The sequence below is a fragment of the Helcobacillus massiliensis genome, assembly GCF_033106145.1.
In the GTDB taxonomy this organism is placed as follows: domain Bacteria; phylum Actinomycetota; class Actinomycetes; order Actinomycetales; family Dermabacteraceae; genus Helcobacillus; species Helcobacillus massiliensis.
On the sequence record NZ_CP136959.1, the window covers coordinates 563,639 to 586,846 of the forward strand.

General features: G+C 68.5%; 27 protein-coding genes and 1 other RNA gene. 21 read left to right on the top strand and 7 right to left on the bottom strand.

The genetic code is table 11. The annotated features are described in order from the left end of the window. Positions 1-45 precede the first annotated feature (45 nt). Together R3I40_RS02645 and R3I40_RS02650 are read right to left on the bottom strand one after the other, a co-directional pair. Positions 46-459 (bottom strand): Rv3235 family protein, encoded by a 414-nt coding sequence (locus tag R3I40_RS02645; RefSeq protein WP_183373684.1) that lies wholly within the window; start codon positions 457-459, stop codon positions 46-48. Positions 460-482: 23 nt separating this feature from the next. Continuing rightward, positions 483-1,439, bottom strand: a complete 957-nt coding sequence (locus R3I40_RS02650; RefSeq protein ID WP_285262140.1) for a LysM peptidoglycan-binding domain-containing protein — start codon at positions 1,437-1,439, stop codon at positions 483-485. Between the two features lie 205 nt (positions 1,440-1,644). Here R3I40_RS02650 and R3I40_RS02655 point away from each other — a divergent pair, with 205 nt between their 5' ends. Next, on the top strand, positions 1,645-2,229 hold the full coding sequence (locus R3I40_RS02655; protein ID WP_285262141.1) for a hypothetical protein: 585 nt from the start codon (positions 1,645-1,647) through the stop codon (positions 2,227-2,229). On the opposite strand, the gene R3I40_RS02660 is transcribed toward R3I40_RS02655, so the two are convergent. Then, positions 2,215-2,445 (bottom strand): helix-turn-helix domain-containing protein, encoded by a 231-nt coding sequence (locus tag R3I40_RS02660; RefSeq protein ID WP_183373691.1) that lies wholly within the window; start codon positions 2,443-2,445, stop codon positions 2,215-2,217. The two genes, R3I40_RS02655 and R3I40_RS02660, sit on opposite strands and share 15 nt — an antisense overlap. Before the next feature lie 86 nt (positions 2,446-2,531). On the opposite strand from R3I40_RS02660, the gene R3I40_RS02665 reads away from it, so the two are divergent. The 3 genes from R3I40_RS02665 to R3I40_RS02675 are packed head-to-tail and all read left to right on the top strand — an operon-like array spanning position 2,532 to position 5,120. Then, on the top strand, positions 2,532-3,452 hold the full coding sequence (locus tag R3I40_RS02665; RefSeq protein WP_285262142.1) for a CpaB family protein: 921 nt from the start codon (positions 2,532-2,534) through the stop codon (positions 3,450-3,452). Next, entirely contained in the window at positions 3,452-4,660 is a 1,209-nt protein-coding gene (locus R3I40_RS02670) for a CpaE/TadZ family protein (protein ID WP_239375199.1), read from the top strand. Before R3I40_RS02665 ends, R3I40_RS02670 begins: the two co-directional genes overlap by 1 nt. A gap of 28 nt (positions 4,661-4,688) precedes the next feature. Then, positions 4,689-5,120, top strand: a complete 432-nt coding sequence (locus R3I40_RS02675) for a hypothetical protein (RefSeq protein ID WP_259923368.1) — start codon at positions 4,689-4,691, stop codon at positions 5,118-5,120. A 112-nt stretch (positions 5,121-5,232) separates the two neighbouring features. Here R3I40_RS02675 and R3I40_RS02680 read toward each other — a convergent pair whose 3' ends face one another. Beyond that, complete coding sequence (locus R3I40_RS02680) at positions 5,233-5,739, bottom strand: DUF2505 domain-containing protein (RefSeq protein WP_183373699.1); 507 nt, start codon at positions 5,737-5,739, stop codon at positions 5,233-5,235. A 227-nt stretch (positions 5,740-5,966) separates the two neighbouring features. Here R3I40_RS02680 and R3I40_RS02685 point away from each other — a divergent pair, with 227 nt between their 5' ends. After that, positions 5,967-7,475, top strand: a complete 1,509-nt coding sequence (locus tag R3I40_RS02685) for a sensor histidine kinase (protein ID WP_285262143.1) — start codon at positions 5,967-5,969, stop codon at positions 7,473-7,475. Positions 7,476-7,598: 123 nt separating this feature from the next. On the opposite strand, the gene R3I40_RS02690 is transcribed toward R3I40_RS02685, so the two are convergent. Then, positions 7,599-7,847, bottom strand: coding sequence for a WhiB family transcriptional regulator (locus R3I40_RS02690; RefSeq protein WP_183373703.1), 249 nt, complete (start codon positions 7,845-7,847; stop codon positions 7,599-7,601). 315 nt (positions 7,848-8,162) lie between these two features. On the opposite strand from R3I40_RS02690, the gene R3I40_RS02695 reads away from it, so the two are divergent. After that, entirely contained in the window at positions 8,163-8,621 is a 459-nt protein-coding gene (locus tag R3I40_RS02695) for a hypothetical protein (protein ID WP_183373705.1), read from the top strand. Between the two features lie 75 nt (positions 8,622-8,696). On the opposite strand, the gene R3I40_RS02700 is transcribed toward R3I40_RS02695, so the two are convergent. Then, the gene (locus tag R3I40_RS02700) at positions 8,697-9,434 is read right to left on the bottom strand and encodes an SOS response-associated peptidase (protein WP_183373707.1); all 738 of its coding nucleotides are present in this window, start codon (positions 9,432-9,434) and stop codon (positions 8,697-8,699) included. 13 nt (positions 9,435-9,447) lie between these two features. Continuing rightward, positions 9,448-10,584 carry a YihY/virulence factor BrkB family protein gene (locus R3I40_RS02705; protein WP_239375214.1) on the bottom strand — a complete coding sequence of 379 codons (1,137 nt, stop codon included), beginning with the start codon at positions 10,582-10,584 and terminating at the stop codon, positions 9,448-9,450. 198 nt (positions 10,585-10,782) lie between these two features. On the opposite strand from R3I40_RS02705, the gene R3I40_RS02710 reads away from it, so the two are divergent. The 15 genes from R3I40_RS02710 (at position 10,783) to R3I40_RS02780 (ending at position 23,183) form a co-directional block, all read left to right on the top strand. Next, a complete protein-coding gene (locus R3I40_RS02710; RefSeq protein WP_285262144.1) occupies positions 10,783-12,000 on the top strand; it encodes a TadA family conjugal transfer-associated ATPase in 1,218 nt (405 codons plus the stop codon). Beyond that, positions 12,000-12,872, top strand: coding sequence for a type II secretion system F family protein (locus R3I40_RS02715; RefSeq protein WP_317700082.1), 873 nt, complete (start codon positions 12,000-12,002; stop codon positions 12,870-12,872). Before R3I40_RS02710 ends, R3I40_RS02715 begins: the two co-directional genes overlap by 1 nt. Further along, positions 12,869-13,804 carry a type II secretion system F family protein gene (locus tag R3I40_RS02720; RefSeq protein ID WP_183373728.1) on the top strand — a complete coding sequence of 312 codons (936 nt, stop codon included), beginning with the start codon at positions 12,869-12,871 and terminating at the stop codon, positions 13,802-13,804. Before R3I40_RS02715 ends, R3I40_RS02720 begins: the two co-directional genes overlap by 4 nt. Positions 13,805-13,859: 55 nt before the next feature. Next, on the top strand, positions 13,860-14,075 hold the full coding sequence (locus R3I40_RS02725) for a hypothetical protein (RefSeq protein WP_183375415.1): 216 nt from the start codon (positions 13,860-13,862) through the stop codon (positions 14,073-14,075). Positions 14,076-14,080: 5 nt separating this feature from the next. Further along, positions 14,081-14,506, top strand: coding sequence for a pilus assembly protein (locus tag R3I40_RS02730; protein WP_239375221.1), 426 nt, complete (start codon positions 14,081-14,083; stop codon positions 14,504-14,506). Continuing rightward, complete coding sequence (locus R3I40_RS02735) at positions 14,503-14,970, top strand: hypothetical protein (protein WP_317700083.1); 468 nt, start codon at positions 14,503-14,505, stop codon at positions 14,968-14,970. The genes R3I40_RS02730 and R3I40_RS02735 overlap by 4 nt, the downstream gene beginning before the upstream one ends. A gap of 14 nt (positions 14,971-14,984) precedes the next feature. Then, a complete protein-coding gene (locus R3I40_RS02740) occupies positions 14,985-15,485 on the top strand; it encodes a pilus assembly protein TadG-related protein (protein ID WP_285262145.1) in 501 nt (166 codons plus the stop codon). A gap of 95 nt (positions 15,486-15,580) precedes the next feature. Then, positions 15,581-16,702 (top strand): peptide chain release factor 2, encoded by a 1,122-nt coding sequence (gene prfB, locus R3I40_RS02745; RefSeq protein ID WP_221187075.1) that lies wholly within the window; start codon positions 15,581-15,583, stop codon positions 16,700-16,702. A gap of 67 nt (positions 16,703-16,769) precedes the next feature. Then, entirely contained in the window at positions 16,770-17,909 is a 1,140-nt protein-coding gene (ftsE, locus tag R3I40_RS02750; RefSeq protein ID WP_285262146.1) for a cell division ATP-binding protein FtsE, read from the top strand. Then, positions 17,906-18,823, top strand: a complete 918-nt coding sequence (ftsX, locus tag R3I40_RS02755; RefSeq protein ID WP_183373736.1) for a permease-like cell division protein FtsX — start codon at positions 17,906-17,908, stop codon at positions 18,821-18,823. The genes ftsE and ftsX overlap by 4 nt, the downstream gene beginning before the upstream one ends. Positions 18,824-18,827: 4 nt before the next feature. Then, the gene (locus R3I40_RS02760) at positions 18,828-20,177 is read left to right on the top strand and encodes a M23 family metallopeptidase (RefSeq protein WP_285262147.1); all 1,350 of its coding nucleotides are present in this window, start codon (positions 18,828-18,830) and stop codon (positions 20,175-20,177) included. Between the two features lie 136 nt (positions 20,178-20,313). Next, positions 20,314-20,832 (top strand): SsrA-binding protein SmpB, encoded by a 519-nt coding sequence (gene smpB / locus R3I40_RS02765; RefSeq protein WP_239375229.1) that lies wholly within the window; start codon positions 20,314-20,316, stop codon positions 20,830-20,832. Between the two features lie 183 nt (positions 20,833-21,015). After that, positions 21,016-21,388: a transfer-messenger RNA gene (gene ssrA, locus R3I40_RS02770) on the top strand. Positions 21,389-21,723: 335 nt separating this feature from the next. Further along, positions 21,724-22,512, top strand: coding sequence for an SGNH/GDSL hydrolase family protein (locus R3I40_RS02775; protein ID WP_239375231.1), 789 nt, complete (start codon positions 21,724-21,726; stop codon positions 22,510-22,512). Then, positions 22,512-23,183, top strand: a complete 672-nt coding sequence (locus R3I40_RS02780) for an S-layer homology domain-containing protein (RefSeq protein WP_183373777.1) — start codon at positions 22,512-22,514, stop codon at positions 23,181-23,183. Before R3I40_RS02775 ends, R3I40_RS02780 begins: the two co-directional genes overlap by 1 nt. Positions 23,184-23,208: the final 25 nt, after the last annotated feature.

Sequence of the window (23,208 nt, forward strand, 5' to 3'; positions counted from 1 at the left end):
CTCGTGCAGGGCGGAATCGAGGGGAGGAGCGGGGACGCCGGCCCCTCAGCCGACGTCCAGGACGACCACCTTCCAGCGTCCGCGGCGCAGCTCCCAGCGCATGACGACCATGCGGCTGCGGTGGGAGTCGCTGATGACGGCGTTCGCTTCGACCGCGGTGTCGGTGACGGCGCAGAAGCGGACCCCGCCCACGCGGATGCGGGCAGCGGTCCTGACTCCCCGCTGAGCGGCGACATCGGCGATCAGCCGCGCCCGCTCATGCAGGCGGCGGCGAACCTCGAGGTCAACGATCTGGTCCAGGCTCGTCAGCGGGCGCTGGCCGAGGATCACTTCAAGCGCGTTGCGCGCGACAGCGGTGACGGCGCGCTCCCCACTGTCGGGGTCGGCGAACGGTCCCGACGGGGCCAGCTGATGGCTGGGACGAGCTGCGGGCGTGGAGGAGATCGGGGCTGTGGACATGATGCGGATTCCTTGTCGTCTCGTCAGTCAGCAGGAGTGATGGTGGGGGCGGCCGCCGAGGGAATGTGCAGCTCATCGCCGGGGTGGATCAGATCCGGATCCTCGATGCGGTTCTCCGGGTCGGCGGCGATCTGCTCCACGAGGGCAGCGATGTCGGCGTCGTCGGCGGAGGGGCCGAGGGTGTGGGAGGCGATCTGCCAGAGGGAGTCGCCCGGGCGGACAGTCGCGGTGGTGCCGGGTGCGGGCGCGTCGGATGCCGGCGCCGGGGTGCGCGACTCAGAAGCGGGCGCCGGCTCGTCAGGAGCAGGTGTCGGTGCTTCAGTGGCGGGTGTCGGATCTTCAGGGGCGCGTGCCGGCTCATCGGTGGACGGTGCCGGCTCATCACTGGCCGGTTCGGGCGCATCGCGCGCGGGCGCGGGTGCCGGCGGCGGTGCATCCGCGGGGGCGTCCGGCGGTGCGCTGGCGGAGTCGTGCTGGGGCGCCCACCCGATCTCGAGGTCGTCCGCGTTCAGATCACCGTCCTCAGCAGAGCCGTCGGCGGAGTCATCCGCTGCGGACTGCTCCGAGGACGTCGACCAGCCGAACCCACCGGACGGTGCCGGGGCGGGTTCTGCGGCCACAGCCGACACACTGAACGCGACCACGCTGCCCGCCGCGAGTCCGGACCCGACCACAGTCTTGGCGAGTCGTGGAGCAATGACCCGCAGGGCACCGAAGCTGATGCGGCCGGCGGCCGAGCCGGTTCCGAACACGCGGGTCACCGCGATGAGGGCCCACACGAGGGCGAGGTACGCGGCGCAGACTCCCAGCGCAGCCGCTGCAGCGGCCAGGAGCCCAGCAGTGAGCTGCTGGATGCGATCGGACTCGGCGACCAGAGCGCCCTGCGCACGTGCGAACACTGTGCTGCTGACGCTCAGAACGGCAGCGCCGGCGGATGCGGCGATGGCGGTCCCTCGCCCGTGGTGGTGCTGGTGGTCCATGGGAATCCCCTCTGCGGCGGGTGCCGGTGGGATGCTGCCCCGCGCCGACACCATTCATGCTGTTTGATGCAGTTTGATAAATATTGGTCCTGTTTGGAATGTGATCATGAGGTTAGATCCACATTGAGGGGGTCGCAACCGCTTTGCTAACATTCGTGAAAACTCGTAGGCGGACAGGCCGCCCTCGCCGACACCAGGAGCTGCCGTGGTTGAACCGGCCGGTGACGCACACCAGCCCCGCCGACACCGTCGTCGTCCACCGGGTTCGTCCGTCAGCGGTGACGAGCGTCTGCAGGATGTCGCTGCCCAGCTGCAGCACGCCTCGCAGCTCGATGCGCGCCGCAGCGCCCGTGAACTCGCCCGCCTGGAGCGCGGATCGATCGGGCTCGCTGACCGCTTCGCCGGCAATGGGGGCACTCAGGTGCGGCTCACGCTCATCACTGGGGGAGTGCTCCGCGGCACGGTTGCGGAGGTCGGCGCCGACTGGGTGACGATCTCTGACGGGGACGCAGCGACGCTCGTGCGGATGGATGCAGTCCAGATTGCGACAGGTCTGTCGCAGCGGTCCCGCGGGACCGACGGGTTCGACCGCCGTTCACTGCGGTCCGTTCTCAGTGACTGGGAGGAGAGCCGGCGGGCCGTTGTGGTCGCAGCCGGGGTGCAGACGCTGCGCGGCAGAATCGCTGCCGTGTGGGCGGATCACCTGGATCTGCGGGGCGATCAGCGCGGTGCGGACCTCCTTGCGATCCCGTTCTCGGCGATCGCGACGGTCGCCTCAGTCAGCAGATGAGGCAGCGGCGGCGCGCTCCTGCGCGATCTCCCACTCCGTCTCCTTGTACTTGCGGGCGATGTACGCCTCCAGTTCGGCCTGCTCCACGCGCCACTGGCCGCGGCCGCCCACTTTGATGGCCCGCAGCTCCCCACTGCGCACGAGCGCATACGCCTGCGAGGCGCTGATGGACAGCTGCTCAGCAACCTCAGACAGGGGGATGAAGCGTGCGGCCATGCTCGAGTCCTTCCGACGCGCGGGGTGGTTCGTGGGTCCTCATCCTCTCACGCACACTGCCGCAGCCGCGCCGTGAACGACCTGTTGTGGACAACCTCGACCAGACGCGCCGCTCCGGCCCGGGACGGTTCCAGCGGCCCGCCCCCGGAGGACACCAGGTCTCAATACGGACACCGTTCATCCACAACCGCCCCACCATGGTGATGCTCGGCCTAGCGTGGACGAACAGTCCCGTCACCGTCGACCCAGGATTCGTTATGAGCATCTTCTCCCGCCGTCCCTCCGCCGCGCAGAACCGCGATTCCGAAGGGGCTGAGCAGACCCGCTCGCCCGACCCCGTCGGCCCCGCCGTCCTCGCACCAGGGCGGGCTCCAGTGCGCGCCATGCGCCTGCGCCGCCCCCGTGCACGCGATCCTCGCCTGCTCACCGGAATCGCCCTGGTGCTCATCAGCGTGCTCGCCGGAGCCGGCATCCTCACTGCAGCCACCCGCACCACCACCGTCCTGGTGGCCACCACCGACATCGCCGAAGGGCAGAAGATCGACCCCTCCGCGTTCCGGCAGGTCGAGGTCAGCCTCGGCGACAGCTCCAGCAGCTACGCCGTCTCCGCCGATCAGATCCCCGCGGGGGCGCTCGCCGCCACCCGCATCGAACAGGGCGAGCTGCTGCCCGTCTCCGCCATCGGGCAGAGCGAGGAGAGCACCCTGCGGCCCATCGCCGTTCCCATCGAGTCCGACGCCGCTGCCGGCCTGCAGTCCGGTGACGTGGTCGAAGTGTGGACCGCCGCCAGTGCCAAGGAGGGCGCCGAGGCCAGCACCAAGGGCGCGCACATGCTGGTGGACCGCGCCCAGGTGCGGTCCGTCAGCAGCGGCAGCTCCCTGAGCATGCAGAAGGCCACGGTCGAGGTGCTCGTCCCAGCGGACTCCGTCGCCGAAGTGCTCGAAGCCATCGACCGCGACGACTCGATGTTCGCCATCGAAGTCCTCGGCGGCACGGAGGTCGGCTGATGATCGACCTCGTCCTCCTCGCCTCCGGCGCGGACGAACTGCGCATCGTCCATGCCTTCGCCACCGAACTGCCCGACCGGGTGCGGGTCGTGCGCCGCTGCGCGGAACTCACCGAAGCCCTCGCCGCTGTCAGCGCCGGGGTGGCCGACGCGGTCCTCGTGGACTGCGACGTCGACGGCCTTGACCGCTCCAGCGTCGCGCAGCTGATGGCCGGCGGCACCGCCGTGATCGGTCTCGACGGAGGGACGCGGCGCGCCCCTGCGGACCTCGGCATCACCTGGGGGATCGACCCTGCCGCCGATGTCGAGCAGATGTACTCCACGATCCTCGAGGCCGTCGCCGGCGCGGATGACGCGGACGCATGGACCACGGACGAACCTGTGGATGAGCCGCGCGGACGCATCATCACGGTCTGGGGGCCCGCCGGGGCACCGGGACGCTCCACCATCGCCGCGAACATCGCCGGGGAGCTCGCCCGTGCCGGACGACGCACCATTCTGGTGGACGCCGACACTGACGCCCCCTGCCAGTCCCAGCTGCTGGGGGTGGTCGACGAGGTGCCCGGGCTCGTCACCGCAGCACGGCTCGCCACCTCGTCCCAGTTGACGGCCGACGCGCTGCACCGCATCGTGCCGGAGATCGAACCGAACCTGCGCCTGCTGTCCGGCATCGGTGTGCCGAGCCGGTGGGCGGAGGTGGAGCCGTCGGCGCTGACCGCGGTGCTGGCGGCGCTGGCGCGCGAGGCCGACGCCGTCGTGGTCGACATCGCCGCCGGCCTGGAAGACGACGACGCCCTGGCCGACTCGCTCATCTCCTGCCGCGACGGAGCCGCCATTTCGGCGCTCGCGGAGGCCGACGAAGTGATCGGAGTGTGCGCCGCTGACCCCGTGTCCATCACCCGGTTCGTCCGCGAAGTCGGGCCGCTGCAGGCGATCACCTCGGCTCCCGTGCATGTCATCATCAACGGCACCGACCGCGCCGCCCCCGAGTCGCAGCTGCAGGCGGCGATTGCGCAGCGGTTCACCCCCGCCGGCATCACCACTGTCCCGAGGGACCCGCTGGTCATGAGGCGCGCACTTTGGGACGGTGCTCTGCTGGCCGAGGCCGCGCCGCGCTCAGCCGTCCGGCGGGCTCTGCAGCGGGCCGCCGAGGCGGCAGGGGAGCGCATCGATCAGCACTGGAGGCAGGCCGCCGCGGTTCCCGCGTAGAATCGTGGCGTCGTCAACAGGAGGTCCCGTGCGCATCTTCGTTCCGCTTTCCGCCGTCCCCGACTCCGCACCCGTGATCGCCCCCGGCACGCTCGTGTGGGGCGTGGACCCCAGCATCGCGAAGGACGTCACCGCTGACGAGGCGGAGCAGCTCGATCTCGATGCCGTCCAGGAGGCCGTCCTCGTCACCGCGCACGGCGCCACCGGCGCCGCCGCGCACACACGCGTGGTCATCGCCGCCGTGGATGTGCCCGATGACGCCGCACCCGCCGAGGCGGGGGACAACGGAGACCATGCCCGGCGGATCACCGCCGACGAGCCGGTCCGCATCCGTGCCCTGCACGTCAGCGAACTCACCGCGGCGGAGGCCCTCGCCGACGAGTTCGCCCCGGACGTGCTCTGGTTCGACCCCTCGGAGACGGCGGAGGCGTTCGCCTACGCCAGCGGCGCGGGCGACTGACGCCACCTGACCGAGACCGCCCGGCCGGCGACGGCCCGGCAGACGGTGGTCCGGTGGAGGCATCCGGTCGGCGCAGCGCCGGACGTCCGATCACTCCACGGGCTGGGCCCGGTCAGTCCTCCCGCTCCGCGAAGTAGCGCTGCGCCGCGCGCTGCTCCACGCCGAACACCTGCGCCACGTACGGCTCCGCCGCCTTTTCGATCCGCTTGCCGACCAGCGGCACCTGCGCGCTCAGCTCTCCGGTCACCGTCAGCACCGAGCCTCCGGCCGACGGCTCCAGACGGTAGTGGGCGCTGACGACCGCAGGCGTGCCCTTCACCGTGATCTCGGCACGGCCCTCACGCCGGCCGTCCGCACCGGCGGCCTCCCAGGTCTGCGCCTCGTGAACGGTGACGGAGGAGCCGATCACCGACTGCACCATCTGCGGGGCGCGATCGGTGGGCATCGCAAACTCGGTCGTCGTGGTGAAGCCGGCCTCCGGGGTGCCGTTGACGTACGCGGTCGCCCAGTCAGCGGTCAGTTCCTGCTTCCGGATCTCGGCGTACTGGGGGTCGGCGTACATCGCGGCGACGGCCTCCGGCGATTGGGAGAACTCGATGGTCTCATTGAACGGCAGCATGGGGAACCTCCGGGTCGTGTCGGGCCGCCCCGGCCACGTGCCGCAGCGGGGCGGCAGTCAGGCGGGGAGCGGTGTTCGGCTGGAGCCTACCGGTCTGCGCAGGCCGAGCGCTGGGAGCCGTGACCCCGTCGGCCCTGAACTCAGCCGGCCCTGAACTCAGCCGGCCCTGATTTCAGCCGGCCCGGTGCCGCGCCCGGCCCCGGAGGTGCGGGCGGTAGGCTCAGACCATGCCCACAGCACTGTCGAAGTTCTTCAACGCCGATTCCGAATCCGAGCAGACGGGCGCGCAGTGGCTGCAGCTCGTGCTGGGGGACTGGCAGGTGGTCGCCGACCTCATGGGCGCTGACCTCGTCCTGTGGATCCGCCGCGACATCGGCGGGAAGGACACCATGGTGGCCGTGGGTCACACGCGGCCCGGCAACGGCACCACCGTGTACTACGACGACCCCGTCGGCAACCGCTACGCCCCTGCGGACTGGCCCCAGATGGCCGACGCGTTCGAGAGCTCCACGGTCTCCACCCAGGAGTGGACCGTGGAGCGGGACGAGCGCACCGCATCGGTGATGTTCGCCCCCGTCTGCACCGGCGGAGAGATCATCGCCCTGCTGTCCGTTGAGTCCTTCACCTCGTTCCAGACGGGCCACCTGGGCACCACCGAAGCGGAGATGCGACGACTCGGCATGCGCCTGCTGGTGATGCTGAGTGAGGGGTCCTTCCCGATCCTCGGCGCTCCGGTGCCGCCTCGCCGCGGCGCGCCGCGCGTGCAGGACGGCCTGGTGTCCCTCGACGCCTCTGGACGGGTGCTGTGGTGCTCCCCGAACGCGCTGTCCGCATTCCACCGCTTCGGCATCGACGGTGACCTGACGGGGGAGTCCCTCGCCGAACACGCCACCGACATGCTGCGTTCCCGCGCTACCGTGGACGAATCGCTGCCCCTCGTGCTGATGGGCCGAGCAGCCTGGCGCGCCGATATGCAGGGCCGCGGCAGCACGCTCTCGCTGCGCGCCGTCCCGCTGAAGCAGGGCGACACGCGCATCGGGGCGATCCTCCTGGTGCGCGATGTGACCGAGCTGCGCCGCCGCGAACGCGAACTGATGACCCGCGATGCCACGATCCGTGAGGTGCACCACCGCGTGAAGAACAACCTGCAGACTGTGGCCGCGCTGCTGCGGCTGCAGTCGCGTCGCATGAAGTCGGAGGAGGCGAAGGAGGCGCTGCTGGAGGCGATGCGCCGCGTCTCCACGATTGCGCTGGTGCACGAGTCGCTGCTGCAGGGCAGTGAGGAGACCGTGTTCTTCGACGACATCATCGACCGATGCCTGCGCCTTGCGGTGGACGCCGCGGCGGCAACAGTCTCAGCGCCCAGTGCGGACGGCGGTGCTCACGGTCCCGCCACTGTGCGCACGGAGCGCCGCGGCAAGGTCGGGGTGATCCGCGCGGAGGAGGCGACGCCGCTGGCCCTGGTGGTGACGGAACTGGCGATGAACGCGGTGGAGCACGGTCTCGCCCGCTCCGGCGGCACCCTGGAGGTCGTGGTGGAGCGCACCGGTTCCCACCTGAAGATCCATGTGGACGATGACGGCGCGGGGATGGCCGGCAAGCCAGATGGTCTCGGCACCACCATCGCCCAGAACCTCGTGGAGGGGGAGCTGGGCGGGGTGCTGTCCTGGCAGAACCGTCCGGATGCGGGCACCCGCGCCACCATCGAGGTGTACCTGGATCCCGTGATCGTCTGATCTGCTGCTTCTGTGACCGTGTGATCGCCTGCTGCGGTGGCGGTCTGACCCCGGACGCAGAGAAGCCCGCTGATCGTGCTGATCAGCGGGCTCCTCTGCAGGCGGCGGGCCGCCTGGTGGATGTCAGCTCGCGCGACGGGCGCGTGCGTTGCGGCGCTTGAGGGAGCGGCGCTCGTCCTCCGACAGGCCGCCCCAGACGCCGGCGTCCTGGCCGGTCTCCAGAGCGAACTTGAGGCAGACGTTCATGACCTCGCAGCGCTGGCAGACGGCTTTCGCCTCCTGGATCTGGGTGATCGCCGGCCCCGTGTTTCCAATGGGGAAGAACAGTTCCGGATCCTCGGTGAGGCATGCCGCGCGGTGGCGCCAGTCCATCGTCACTCTCTCTTTCTCAGACCGCAGGAGAAGCGCCGGGCGGCGGCTCCCTGCGGCATTCTTTGCCGAGCAGGCTTACTGGTTCGCATCGGTTCCGCTGGCGGCGGGGCTCCGAGGGAGCATCCCGCTGCCGGTTCCTCCGCAGTGACGCGGTGAAACAGGCGGATGTGCATCAATTGTTCCCCGTCCCGGCGCCGCTCACAAGGGTCTATGTCGCGAAGGTGCCGTAATGCTTCCCACACCGCCTCGTCCGCGGTTGGGCACCTCGGCCCGGTGGGCTCCGAGGCCGACGGGACCGGCGATACAGTTGGCCCTATGACCGCTTCTGATCGCTCCCGCACCCGCGCGTCCGCGTCCCGTTCTCCTGTCGACAGCGAGGGGCAGGGCCTCGAGGGGCGGCCGGAGCGCCTCCGGGTGGTCGGTGCGTCACTGCTGGTGCTGGAGGCGGTCCTGCTGCTGGGCACCGCCGTGTTCGCGGTCTTGAACCTCCGCACAGAGGCCGACGGGATCCCCACCGTGGCGTTCGGTCTGGCGGTGGTGCTGACGGTCTTCGCGGCACTGCTGGTCCTGGCGGCGGTGTCGCTGCTGCGCCGCGGCCGGTACGGCGTGTCCTACGGCATCACCTGGCAGCTGTTCCAGGCGCTGATCGGTGCGTCCATGTTCAAGGCGGCGATGCTGGCGCCCGCCGTGGTGGTCACGGTCCTGGCGGTCGCCGTGTTCATAATCCTGCTGAAGCCGCAGTGCCGTCCGGACCGCCAGGGCCTGGACGGCTGAGAGCTCACCGGCAGCCAGGCGGGTGAGGGCTCCGTCGCCCCCCTTCGGCTGAGGCTCTGGGCTCGTGCTGGGGGCTCACACGGGATCCATCAGGTGCGGGCCCTGCGCCTGCACATTCCCCACCGCCGGGTCCACCGCGTACACCTCGAGGTCGCCGTTGGGCACGCGCGGCGCCTGCGTGTTGATCCAGTCATGGGCTTCGCGCCCGGTTTCGAAGGAGTCCTGCTTCAGCCATTCCTTCGCACCGTCGCGGGTGAGGATGACGGGGATCCGCGAGTGGATCTGGGCCATGGAGCCCTCTGCTTCGGCAGTGATGATGGTGGCGGTCAGCAGCCATTCGCCGTCGTCGTAGGCGGCAGGGCCCTCGTTCTTCCCTTCGCCCTTCCACCAGGCGACGAGGCCGGCCATCAGCATCGGCCGGTGATCGGCGCGGCGGATCATGTTCGCCTGTTTGCGCTTCTGCCCCTCCACGGGCGTCCACTCGTAGTACCCGCTGACGGGAATGATCGCCCGCCGCGACTTCAGACTGCCGCGGAACGAGGGCTTGTCGGCGAGGGATTCGGCGCGCGCGTTGAACGTCTTGGACGAGAACGCTTCGTCCTTCGCAAACGGCGGCAACAGGCCCCAGCGTGCAATGCGCAGGGCCCGCACCAGTTCGCCGGTGTCGCGGTCGACGGATTCGGTGACGATGTGGATCGGCGCCGTGGGCGGGATGTTGAACCGGGAGGTGAGGGCCCCGTCGGTCAGGTCCACTGCATCGAGGTCATCGACGAGGGCGTCGATCTCCTGATGGAAGGCGAAGCGTCCGCACACGGCGCCGGTCTCCTCAGTTCTCCGGTTCGGCGGCGGTGGAGCCCTCGGTCACCTGGTGACCGGGGAAGCGACCGCCCTTGCTGGTCTCCGGGGCGTTGCGCATGTTCTCCAGGCGCAGGTCGCGGGCTTCGTCCACGAGCTTCTCGTGCTTCTTGTCCGCCTTGGTCGGGGTGTCCTCGCCGCGCTTCTCCAGCGGGAAGTCGTCCTCAGCGGCGTGACCGGCAGCGAGCTCCTTCGCGCGCTCGTACTCCGCATCGAACACGGCGCCGAGGATCAGCACAATGTTGATCACCCAGAGCGCGAACAGCACAGCCATGACACCACCGATGGCGCCGTAGCTGGAGTAGCTGCCGGCGGTGGCCATGTAGATGGACAGGGCGACCACGGCCAGGGCGATGCCGATGATGGCGAAGATGCCGCCGGGGGAGACGGGGCGGTAGGGGCGCTTCAGGTTCGGAGCGGCCCAGTACAGCAGCGACACGATGGCGAACAGCAGCACCAGGATGACCGGCCACTTCACCCACGCCCAGATCGGCATGAAGGTGCCGGACAGGAAGGTGAAGGTGTCGGTCATGCCGATCGCCTTGAAGATCGGTCCGAGGAGGGAGTCGATCAGGCCCTGGCTGAGCAGCAGGGAGGCGAGCGCGACCAGGGCGCCGACCACGACGACCACGGTGACGAGGTACATGGACCCGGCGAGCTTCACGAAGCCGCGGGTCTCCTCCACGTTGTAGATGTCGTTGGAGACGCGTGAGAACGCCTTGACGAACGCCGAGGCGGACCAGAGCGCGATCAGGATGCCGAGGATCAGAGCGACCGTGCCTCCGGAGCTGGAGGACATCAGGCTGTCGAGAGTGGAGTCGATCGCCGGCCCCACCTCCGTGCCGGAGCCCACACCGGAGGTCATGATCATGTCCTTGATGGCCTTGGCGACCTCCTCCTTGTAGCCCTTGAGCAGGAGAGCGGTCAGCGAGAACACGGCCACGAGCGCCGGCGCGATGGCGAGGACCGTGTAGTAGGTGAGGGAAGCGGCGAGGTCGGTGCCGCCGGTTCGGGTGAATTCGGGAAGAGTGCGCTTGGCTGCGTACTTCCATTCGGACGAGGACAGGCGGACCTTCTTCCCGTCCTCAGCGGCGGAGTTCTTGGCCATGGGGGATGCCTCCATTGTGGTGTCGATCCAGATCATCGTAGCGATTCGGAGCCCGTCGGCCCTGGAGCGCGGGCGGCCTGTCGTGATCATTCCGTGATCTTCATGCCCGAAACGTTATCCACAAGAAGTCCGAATCCTGCCCGATCCTTCGCGCAGTCTGGTTATGTGGATCACAGTCGATTCAACGAGGAGTGGCCTGTGGACGCCGTTGCCATCATCGAAGCGGAATCACGCGACAGCATCCGCATGCGGGGGATCGAGACCGGATCGGACGCCCTCGAAGCCCTGATCCGCGAAGTGTTCGCGGACTACGAAGCCCGCGCAGCCCGCGGGGAAGTGCCGACCGTGCGCGATCCCGAATCGGTCGTCTCCGATGTCGCGGCCCGCATCGGCGGCTTCGGCCCCCTCCAGCCGTTCCTCGACGACCCCACCGTCGAAGAGATCTGGATCAACTCCCCAACGGAGGTGTTCGTCAGCCGCCTCGGCGTCGCCGAACTGACCCCGTTGGTGCTGTCCGACTCCCAGGTCCGCGGCCTGGTGGAGCGCATGCTCGCCTCCTCAGGTCGCCGCATCGACCTCTCCACCCCGTTCGTGGACGCCCTCCTGCCGGACGGATCCCGCCTCCATGCCGTCATCCCGCACGTCACCCGGCAGCACATCAGCGTCAACATCCGAAAGTTCATCGCCCGTGCGCACAGCCTCAGCGATCTCGTTCAGCTCGGCACTCTCACGGACCAGGCGGCCCGGTTCCTCGACGCCGCTGTCAAAGCCGGCCTGAACATCCTCGTCTCCGGCAGCACCAGCGCAGGCAAGACCACCACGTTGAACTGTCTGGGAGCAGCCGTCCGTCCCCGCGAGCGCGTCATCACCATCGAAGAGGTCTTCGAGCTCGACATCCGGGTGCGCGATGTGGTGGCGATGCAGACCCGTCAGGCGAGCCTGGAGGGCACGGGCGAGATCAGCATGCGCCGCCTTGTGAAGGAGACCCTGCGGATGAGGCCGGACCGCATCATCGTCGGCGAAGTGCGCGAAGCGGAATCGCTGGACATGCTCATCGCCCTCAACTCCGGCCTGCCCGGCATGGCCAGCATCCACGCCAACTCGGCTCGCGACGCGATCGGAAAGCTCTGCACGCTGCCTCTGCTGGCTGGGGAGAACGTTGCGGGCGGCTTCGTGATCCCCACCGTTGCATCCGCCATCGACCTGGTGGTTCACCAGGACCTGATGCCCGACGGGCGCCGCCGCATCCGTGAGATCGCGGCCGTGCCGGGACGCGTGGAGGAGGGCGTAGTGGAGATCGAGAAGATCTTCGAGACCCGCGATGGTCGGCTGATCCGGGCCGACGGGTTCCCGCCTCACCGGGACCGCTTCGCACGAGCGGGGCATAACCTCGGCGAACTGCTGGGGGCCGCCTGATGGCAGTGAAGGGAATCATCCTCGGAGCAGTGCTCGGCATGGGGGCGCTGCTGATCTTCATGTCCGCATGGGAGGACGAGCGCAGCCCCAAGCGGCGCGCCCGCAGCCGCGCGGCGCAGCGCCTCAGCGACGACCTGACGCGGATCGGCCTGCTGCGAGTGGAGCCGATCCACCTCGCGGCGGTGTCGGTCCTGCTCGCCGGCCTCGTCTTCCTCATCGCTCTCGGAGCGACCACTGCCATGGTGCCGAGCATCGCCGCTGGCGCGCTCGCCCTCACCGCACCCATCGCGATCGTGCGGATGCTGGCGCAGAAGCGGCGGGACTCCTTGAAGGACGTGTGGCCGGATCTGATCGAGCACGTGAACTCCGCTGTCCGGGCGGGAATGTCGCTGCCGGAGGCGCTGGCACAGCTCGCCGAGCACGGCCCGGAGCCGTTGCGCGACAGCTTCTCCGACTTCGCCCGCGACTATCAGGCGACTGGTGACTTCGGGCACTGCCTGGACCGGTTGAAGATGCGCCTCGCCGACCCCGTCGGTGACCGCATTGTGGAGGCCCTGCGGATCACGCGGGATGTGGGCGGCACGGACCTCGGCGCGCTGCTGCGCACACTCGCCCAGTTCCTCCGTGATGACGCCCGAGTCCGCTCCGAACTCGAAGCCCGACAGAGTTGGACCGTGAACGGTGCTCGGCTCGCTCTCGTGGCGCCGTGGGCGGTCCTCGCCATGATGGTGATGCGCCCCGAAGCCGCCGAGGCGTACGACACTCCGGCCGGGGCGGCACTGATCGCCGGGGGAGCGGTGGTCAGCATTGCTGCCTATCGCCTGATGGTCCGCATCGGACGCCTCCCGCACAACCAGAGGACGCTCGCATGAGCCCCGCGGTCCTCGGCGCGGTCATCGGTGCAGCCTTCGGGGTGGGCAGCGTGCTCGTGCTCCTGCACAATCCGTGGACACGGCCGCGCGCGGTGCACCGTCGCATCGACCCGTACGTTCGCCGCAGTCAGCGCCGCGGAGGCTTCGCCGCCTACGAGCACGCCCTGTCCTCCCACCCGTTCCTGCGCCGCAACATCCTGCCGCCGGTCCGGTCGGCGGCGCGGCTCACAGCCCGCTGGTTCGGTTCGGAGGAGGAGATCACCCGTCGGCTCCGCCTGGCGGGCCGCGAGGACTCCGCCGACGCCTTCCGCGCCGAACAGGCACTGTGGGCGGTCGCCGCATTCACGGTGGCGCTGATCTCGGCGATCCTGCTCATCACCCTGCGTGACGCGGGTGCTGTCCCGATGCTGATCCTCGTGCTCGTGATGACCGTCCTCGGTGCCCTCGCCCGCGACAAATGGCTGTCCATGCAGATCCAGAGGCGATCCGAGCAGCTCGCCCGGGAGTTCCCCACGGTCGCGGACCTGCTCGCGCTCGCGGTCGCTGCCGGTGAGGGCACGGTCGCAGCTATGGAACGGGTCAGTCGAACAACGACCGGGCCGCTCGCGCACGAGCTCGGCCGGACCGTGGCGGATATCCGCGCCGGCGCGACAGTGGAGGACGCGTTCCGACAGCTGGGGCGGCGCACCTCCTTGGAGACCATCACCCGGTTCACCGACGGCGTCACCGTTGCGATCGAACGCGGTACGCCGCTGGCGGATGTGTTGCGCGCTCAGGCGCAGGACGCCCGCGACGCCGGACGCCGCGACCTGATGGAGACAGCGGGCAAGCGCGAGATCTGGATGCTGATTCCCGTTGTGTTCCTGCTGATGCCGATGGTCATCGTGTTCGCCATCTTCCCCGGCCTGTCCGTCCTTTCCATTTCCCTGTGACCTGAACCGGTCCCCTCCGTCCTCAATCACTCAAACGAACTAAGGAGTCAATCCCATGAAGGACACCCGCATCACTGCTCAGACCCGCCGACCGGAGCGTCTGCGGCGCCTCGCCGGTCGCGTCGCAGAAGCGCTGCGCAGCGACCGTGGTGACGTGCCCGGCTGGGTCCTCATCACTCTTATGACCGCAGGCATTGTTGTTGCCCTATGGGCAGTTGCGAGTGACGCCCTGATCGGGCTGTTCAACCAGGCGATCGCCCAGTTCGGCTGATCCTCATGCCCCGCCCTCTGCTGCGACCGCTGCCACGGTTCTCTGCGCGGCTGCCCTCCCGCCTGCGGGAGGAGCGCGGCAGCATCATCGCCGAGTTTCCGCTGGTGATGGTGCTGGTCGTGGGCCTGACCCTGACGCTGACGCAGCTGGCCCTGTTCGTCTACGTCCGCAATGGTCTGATCGATGCAGCGGTCCAGGGCGCCCACCACGCAAGCCTGTACGGCAACGGCGTGGAGGACGGCACGAACCGCACCTATGCGATCGCTGATCGACGCTTCCATTCCCTGGTCGACCCCGAAGTCAGCGCTGACCGCACGGCCGATGGGATGATCACGGTTCGGGTCCGGGCGGACCTGCCGCTCGTGGGCTTCATCGGGCCGCGCGGGGGACTGGTCGTGGAGGGTCACGCGGTGGACGAGGACTCGCTGTGAAGCGGGCGGTGCGCGCGGCAGCGCCCATCGGCCGACGACTGCGCAGCGAGCGAGGATCTGCAGCCGTTGAGTTCATCGGTGCGGCCGTCATTCTCCTGATCCCGCTGGCCTATCTGATCCTGTGGCTCGGGGCGATGCAGAACGCATCGTTCGCGGCCACAAGCACGGCGGTCCACACCACCCGGTCCATCACCGGGCACGAAGATCCTGAAGCTGCAGATCGCGCAGTGGCGCTGATCGTTCAGTCGGCCCGTGAGGACTACGGGGTCGAGCTCACGCGGGATGCCGTCACGGTCGACTGTTCGTCCCCGCGGTGCTCCGCCCCGGGAACGACCGTGACCACGCGGGTTGAGATCCCCGTACCGTTGCCCGGACTCGGTCACCTCGGACTGAGCGGCGGGCCGGTCACGGTCTCCGCTGAGCATTCCCTCGTTGTCGATGAGCACAGGGAGGACCGCGGATGACCCGGCCCAGTCGGATGATCCGGCCCCGCTGGACGTCACGAACACGTCTGGTCGCCGCGCTCCGGGAAGAACGGGGGAATACGTCGGTCCTCACGATCGGGGTGATGGTCATCGTCCTGATGGTCATTGCGTTCGGTGCCGCGATCACAGGCGTGGAGCTGGACCGCAATCGGGTGCAGGCCATGGCTGACGGTGCTGCGCTGTCGGCGGCCGCGGCTGTGGATGAGGATGCGGTGGAGGCATTCAACGCGGGCTATCGCGCTCCGGGGCAGACCAGGTCGAAGCTGATCTCGCAGGACAGTGCGGAGCAGGCCGTGGAGGACTACTTGGCGTCCTATCCGGCCGGTGGCGGGAGTCTCGGCAGAGTCGAGGTGGAGTCGGTTGAGGTGCATCCCAGCGGTGACGTCACGGTGCGTATGGTCGCCGAGACCTACCCGCCGCTGGTGGGGTGGATCTCCCGCAGCCTCGATGCGCCGGTGACTCTGCGCGTGGAGTCCGAAGCGCATTCGTTCTGACCTGGTCGCCCTGCCGCGATGCTGGCTGACCGGGTGGGGGAGTGCGTCCAGACTCACCGTCCCCTTCACTGACCGATGGGACTGCCTGATCTAGGATGGAAATCGTGAGTGTTGACTTTTCTGCCGAAATCCCTGCCCTGCGCGCCACGCTGACCTCGATCGAGAAGGTCACCGACATGGACGCGCTGAAGAAGCGGATCGCGGTCCTCGAGGAGCAGGCCGCAGCGCCTGACCTGTGGGATGACCCCGAGTCCGCCCAGAAGGTGACGTCGCAGATGTCGCACGCGCAGGCCGAGTTCCGCCGCATCAACGACCTCGAGTCCCGCATCGACGACCTCGAGATCATGGTGGAGCTCGCCGAGGAGGAGAACGACTCGGACGCACGCCACGAGGCGGAGAAGGAGCTCGCCTCCATCCGCAAGACCCTTGAAGAGCTCGAAGTGCGCACCCTCCTCTCCGGTGAGTACGACGAGCGCTCCGCCGTCATCACCATCCGCGCCGGCGCCGGTGGTGTGGACGCCGCTGACTTCGCGGAGATCCTCATGCGCATGTACCTGCGCTGGGCAGAGCACCGCGGCTACCCCACCAAGGTGATGGACACGTCCTACGCCGAAGAGGCCGGGCTGAAGTCCGTGACCTTCGAAGTGGACGCCCCGTACGCCTACGGCACCCTGTCGGTGGAGGGCGGCACGCACCGCCTGGTGCGCATCTCTCCGTTCGACAACCAGGGCCGCCGCCAGACCTCCTTCGCCGCGGTCGAGGTGATCCCGCTGATCGAGTCCACCGACTCCATCGAGATCCCCGAGAACGAGCTGAAGGTGGACGTGTTCCGCTCCTCCGGACCCGGTGGGCAGAGCGTCAACACCACGGACTCCGCAGTCCGCATGACCCACATCCCCACCGGCATCGTGGTGTCGATGCAGGATGAGAAGTCGCAGATCCAGAACCGTGCGGCCGCTCTGCGCGTCATGCAGTCGCGCCTGCTGCTGGTGAAGAAGCAGGAGGAGGACGCCAAGCGCAAGGAGCTGGCCGGTGATGTGAAGGCGAGCTGGGGCGACCAGATGCGCTCCTACGTGCTGAACCCGTACCAGATGGTGAAGGACCTGCGCACCGAGTACTCCGAGGGCAACCCGCAGTCCGTGTTCGACGGCGAGATCGACGGCTTCCTCGAAGCCGGCATCCGCTGGCGGGTCGGCCAGGGCACCAGCGAGGACTGACCGGGCCCAGCCCCGGTGGACCCGTGACCCGACCCACTGACACCTCCGCAGCGACAGAAGGACACGCGTGATCCGCTTCGACGACGTCACCAAGGCGTACCAGAGAACCGCAGAGCCCGCGCTCGATCGACTCACCATTGAGTTCGAGCGCGGCGAGTTCGCATTCCTGGTGGGCGCCTCCGGCTCCGGCAAGTCCACCATGATGCGCCTCATCCTGAAGGAGACGACCCCGTCCTCCGGCAGCATCTTCGTGGCCGGCAAGGACCTGTCGAGGATCCCGTCGTGGAAGGTGCCGAAGCTGCGCCGCGACATCGGCATGGTGTTCCAGGACTTTCGCCTGCTGCCCACGAAGACCGCGTACCAGAACATCGAGTTCGCGCTGCACGTGATCGGCACGCCCCGCTCCGCGTCCCGCCGTCTCGTGCCGGAGATGCTGGAGATGGTGGGCCTGGAGGACAAGGGCCACCGCATGCCCCATGAGCTCTCCGGTGGTGAGCAGCAGCGCGTCGCCATCGCCCGCGCCTACGTGAACCGCCCCCGCATCCTGCTGGCCGATGAGCCCACCGGCAACCTCGACCCGCAGACCGCCGAAGGCATCATGGAGCTGCTCACCGAGATCAATGACAACGGCACCACCGTGCTCATGGCCACGCACGACCGCTCGGCGGTGGACCGCATGAAGCGCCGCGTGGTGGAGCTCGTCGGGGGAGTCGTGGTCCGCGATGAGGTCGGCGGCGGCTACACCTCGAGCATGCCGCTCAACGAGCTCGGCGAACCCGTCGGCACGCAGGCGGACCGTGACCGCGCCGCCACCGCGGCCGCTCGCGAAGCAGCCGCCCGGGAAGTCCTCGGCCGCGACGCTGACCAGGACACCCCCACCGGGAGCATGTCCGAGCCCGCCCGCACCGCAGGTTCCGGCGCGGCGGAGGAGGCCGACGGGTCCCGCCCCGTCACCCAGACCCGCGCCGACGAGTCGGGGCACCCGGACGATCCGTTGCTGACCCGCGATGAGGACGACGCGCCCGTCGGCCCCGATCTGCGCGACGGCGGGCCGACGGGATCCACAGCAGCGCCCGCCCCCAACCTCGAGGACTACTTCCCCGAGGAGGAGAAGATCGGCGACGTCGACACCGCGTTCGATGACGACGGCTACGGCGAAGCCGGCTTCGACGAGCCCGTCCACAGCAGCGAGGAGGGCGCCCGATGAGAGCACGCTACGTCCTCTCCGAGAGCTTCATCGGACTGTGGCGGAACATCGCAATGGTCATCTCCGTGATCATCGTGACCGCCGTGTCCCTGTCCTTCGTGGGCGCCGGCATCGCCATGCAGAAGCAGATCATGGAGATGCGCCAGACCCTGGTGCAGAACTCCCAGATCACCATCTACATGTGCTCCCCGCACTCCACCACCGCCTCCTGCTCCGGCGGCGCCGCCACCGACGCGCAGCTGAAAGAGACCCGTGACGCCCTCAGCGGCGACGTCCTCTCCCCGTACATCGCCAGCGTGAAGGAGCGCAGCCCCAAGGAAGCGCTCGCGATCTACCAGGAGCAGTTCAGCGGTGAAGCGTTCGCCCAGGACTTCACCGAGAAGGACATGCCGGTGAGCTTCCACATCACCCTGAAGGACTCCCAGCGCTCCCAGGCGGTCGTGGACTTCTTCCAGGGCCGGACCGGAGTGGACGAAGTGTCCGACCTCCTCGCGGTGTACGAACCGTTCATCAACGCCCTCAACCAGTCCACCCTGCTCGCGGTCGGCCTGGCGGTCATCATGCTGATCGCCGCGGTCCTGCTCATCGCCACCACGATCCGCATGTCCGTGGTGAACCGTCGCCGCGAGATCGCAATCATGCGCCTGGTGGGTGCCTCCAACCTGTTCATCCGCCTGCCCTTCCTGCTCGAGGGCGCGGTCGCCGCCATCATCGGCGGCATCCTCGCCAGCGGCATCCTTGCGCTCGGCTTCAACTTCCTGGTCGACGGGTGGCTGCGCTCCACCCTCGGCGACTCCATCGTGCAGATCGGCAGCGGCGACATCATCTGGATCGCGCCCATCCTGATCCTGCTCGGCGCACTCATGGCCATCGGGTCCTCCGTGGTCTCGCTCAACCGCTACCTGAAGGTGTGATCGCATGACCGGTCTGCCGTCCCGTCGAACCCTGCTCCGCTCCGTCACCGGTTCCGCCCTCGTGTGCGGACTGGGCACGGTGCTGCTGTCCACCTCGCCCGTCTCCTACGCCGACAACGGCAAGAAGGACAAGCAGCGGGAGAAGGAGAGCGTCGACTCCGAACTCGCCCGCATGCGCCAAGACCTCGACGGCGTGGATCAGCAGCTCGCCGACACCTACCTCGAACTCGCGCAGACGGAGCTGCAGATCCCCGAGGCGCAGTCCCGCCTGGACGACGCCCGGACCGCCCTCGCGCAGGCGCAGAAGGAGGACGACGCGCTCGCCTCGCGCCTCGCCGCCGCGCAGAAGGAGGAGAAGGAGCTGCAGAAGAAGGTCGCCTCCGGCAAGGAGGAGATCGCCGCCGGAGACGCCGAAATGGCCGAACTGTCCCTGGACGCCTACAAGGGCTCGGGGATGCCGAGCGCCGCGTCCGTGTTCGTGGGCTCCGGTGATCCGCAGAACACCGTCGACCGTTCCATGAACTACAAGCTGACCCTGCAGTCGCAGGGCCGCGAACTGGTCGGCAAGCGCACCGACCAGGCCCAGAACGTCAATGCCGCTGACCGCCTCAGTGCTGTCCGCACCGAGATCGCGGATCTTAAGAAGAAGTCCGCCGCCGCGGTCAAGGCGCGCAAGAAGGCGGAGTCCGATGCGGCCAGCGCCAAGAAGGGACTGGACGAGCTCTATTCCCAGCAGAAGAAGCAGAAGCAGACTCTGGAGACGGAGAAGAACCGCTTCAAGAAGCGCGAGCGGGAGCTGAACAAGCAGTCGGAGCAGCTGAATGCGGAGCTGGAGCGCCTGGAGAAGAAGGAGCGTGAGGAGCAGCTCGCCGCTGCCCGCCGTGAAGCATCCCGCCGCCGCGGCGCGGGGGAGAAGGACACCCTGTCCTCCACCTACACGGACACCGTCACCACCAGTGGACAGTTCATGAAGCCGTCCGACGGCGTCATGACCTCGAAGTTCGGCTACCGCGTCCACCCGATCTTCCACACCCGCAAGCTGCACGCCGGCCAGGACTGGGGTCTCCCGAGCGGCAGCCCCGTGCGCGCCATGGCCGACGGCAAGGTGCTGCGCACCGGCTTCAGCGGCGGTGGCGGCAACGTGCTGGAGATCAGCCACGGCCTGTACAACGGGCAGCTGCTCGTGACCCGCTACCTGCACTTGTCAGCCTTCCGCGTCTCCCCAGGGCAGACTGTCAAGAAGGGCCAGCTGGTGGCGCTGTCCGGCAACACCGGCAACTCCACCGGCCCGCACCTGCACTTCGAAACCCGTCTCGACGGCACCCCCGTGGACCCCCTCAGGTTCATCGGCTGATCCCGTCGGCCGCGCCGCCGGCACGCAGGCTGGGTTGAGCCGCACGCGAAAATCCTTCGCACCACCGCTGCGGTGCGTGCAACAATGTGGGGCCCGCATCCGTCGGGCCCCATCGTTTCGAACAGGAGTGAGCATCGTGAGCACGAAGGCCTCGAAGTCCGGCAAGCGCCCCGGGGGCGACGCCCCCGAGCGCAAGAAGGTGCTGATCTCCTCCAACAAGCGGGCCCTGCACGACTACCACATCGATGCGACGTGGGAAGCGGGCATCGTGCTGACCGGCACCGAAGTGAAGTCCCTGCGCGACCGCGGAGCCTCCCTGGTCGACGGGTTCTGCTACATCGATGGCGGCGAGATGTGGATGGAGCACGTCCACATCGCCCCGTACGTGAAGGGCACGTGGACCAACCACGCAGCGCGCCGCAAGCGCAAGCTGCTCATGCACAAGTCGGAGATCCTCAAGCTCATGGGCAAGACCCGCGAGAAGGGGCGCACGATCGTTCCCCTGGAGCTGTACTTCCTCGGCTCGCACGCCAAGGTGAAGGTGGCGCTGGCGCGCGGCAAGAAGGAATGGGACAAGCGGCAGACCCTGCGGGAGAAGCAGGACAACCGCGAAGCGCAGCGCGCGATGCGTCATCGGGAGAAGCTCGGCGGCTGAGAAGTCGGCGCTGCCGCCACCGGAAACCGCGGCGGGAGGCCGACGGGCGCCGCAGTTCGCCTGTGGCGAATAATGCCTGGCCGGTCCTCCCGGCCGGTGGTAAGCTGGTTCTCCACGGATGAGGAGTCTGCGGCTTGTTTGACAAGTTCATAGGGTGTGCGATCCATACCGCATTCCTTGCACGGGGCCGATCGGTTTCGACGGTAGATGTCCAGCGAGGGGAAGCGGGCCGAGGAGCCACAGTCATCTCGTTAACGATCTGTGGAAACCAATAAGTGCCGAACCTAAGCGCACTGACTTCGCTCTCGCTGCCTGATCAGCGAGTAGCAGTCTGGACCGTCAGGGGTTGCTCGCGACCTGACCTGTCCATCATTGAGCGAGCCACTGCTTCCCGTGCTTGTCATCGGCACGGGGTGAACACTTCAGAATGACTGAGTTCGTCGGCGACATGTCTGTGTGAGCGCCGGAACTGAGAAAACGCCTTTCGCAGACTGCGCCCGGAGAAGCCCTGGCTTCGCACTATCGGACGCGGGTTCGATTCCCGCCGGCTCCACCATTCAGCAGCGCCCAGCTCATCACGGGAGTGACGCGCCAGCAGCTGATCAACGAAGAGCCCTGGACTGATGTCCAGGGCTCTTTTCTGTGCCCAAGACGGTGAACAGCACGGTCGGCGCGTGCATGTCCGCCGCTGACGTGTGGCTCAGATCTCCCATGCGGAGGTCGGAATCCGGGTCGCACGCCGAGGCAAAGGGCAGGTATTCTTCAGCTTGTGCGCTCGCAAAGAGCCCGTGGGACCGTGACAGGGGGTGACGAGTGGAGACAGGGACGGCTGGTACCAGGTTTCTGCTCACGCCCACCGTTGCTCGGCTCTTCACCTGGGGCTCCAGCTCCATGTCCGGCGAGGGCGGCGACCACGGTGCGCCGAGCCCGAGCCGTCCGCACGAGCACCTCCGCGCAGTCCTCAGCCCGGGCGAGGTCATCCCCACCGCGCAGGGCGGCACCCAGAGCTTCCACAACCGTGTCCAGATCGGACTCGACGCCCCGACCGTCGCGTTCCCCGGCGGTCGCGCCGCCACCCCCGGCACCGCGCCCGTCTCCGGGGTGGACCATCACATGAACTCCTGGCGCGGCTTCTCCTGCGCCGGCAGTATCAACGGTGTGCCCGGCGTCCTCGCCGGTGCGGACACGCACTTCACCTGGACACCGGCCGACGGGTCGACCCTCACCGAGGACGGCCCCTTCGTCTCCGCCTTCACCTCAGACCTGAAGGGCGCCCACCATCTCTTCTGGTGCGGAAAGAACAACATCGGTGAACAGGAAGGCGCCCTGACCATCAGCGATACCGATGCAATGGTCGACTTCACCGGTGCGGCGGAGCGGTGCTTCATCCTCGGACAGTGGGTCACTCCACTGGACAGCACCCGGATCGCTCGCGCGGTCGCCCGGGTCAACGATCACCAGCGCGCCCGCTACGGCGATCGCTTCCTCGATGTGCAGGAACTTCTGTCCACCTCGTGGGGTCTGCAGAGCCCACCGGTGCGCGCGCTCGCCTTCACCGCGACGCGGGGTCGCATCCCGGAGTCGGTGGTGGCCCCCGATGGCATCCATCTGAACGCGCGCGGCAACCAGGTCGTCGTGTGGGCGCTGCTGGAGCGGATGAAGCAGCTGGGGTGGATCTGATGAGGCCGTCTCCCACACCCTCGGGCCGCGTGCGCCGCCGGGTCCTCGTCGCCGCCGGGTCGATCGGCGGCCTTGCCCTGCTGACGGGAACGGGCGCCACCGTCGTCCGGAGGTTCACTGACGTCTCAGAATCGCCCTTCCGCGCGGACATCGAATGGATCACCTCCACGGGCATTGACCCGGGTGCAGGGAAGCATGAGTTCCAGCCGGAGACACCGGTTCTGCGGCATGAGCTCGCGGCTGCGCTGTACCGGTTCGCGGGGTCGCCGGCCACGGTCGGGGCCCGCGGCGTCTTCACGGATGTTCCCGCTGATGCGCAGAACCGTGCAGAGATCGAATGGCTGCAGGCGCAGGGGCTCGAGTGGGGGAGCGCTGAGGGCGAGTTCCAGCCGAACGCCGTCGCCACCCGCGGCCTGCTGGCCGACTACCTGCATGGTCTGCTGGAGGCGCGCCTGCGCCGCCACGGTCTGCGCATTGACCCGGAGGCAGCGGACCTCTTCGCCGACGTCGCTGCTGACCATCCAGCGGCAGCACAGATCCGCTGGATCCGTGCCAGTGGAATCACCGCCGGGTTCCCGGACGCGACGTTCCGCCCCGATGGTGACCTGCTGAGGCAGGAGATGGCGGCCTTCATCCGCGGCGCCGCCCTCCTCGCCGACCGCGCCCGCTGACCCTCAGACCGCAGACGCAGAACCG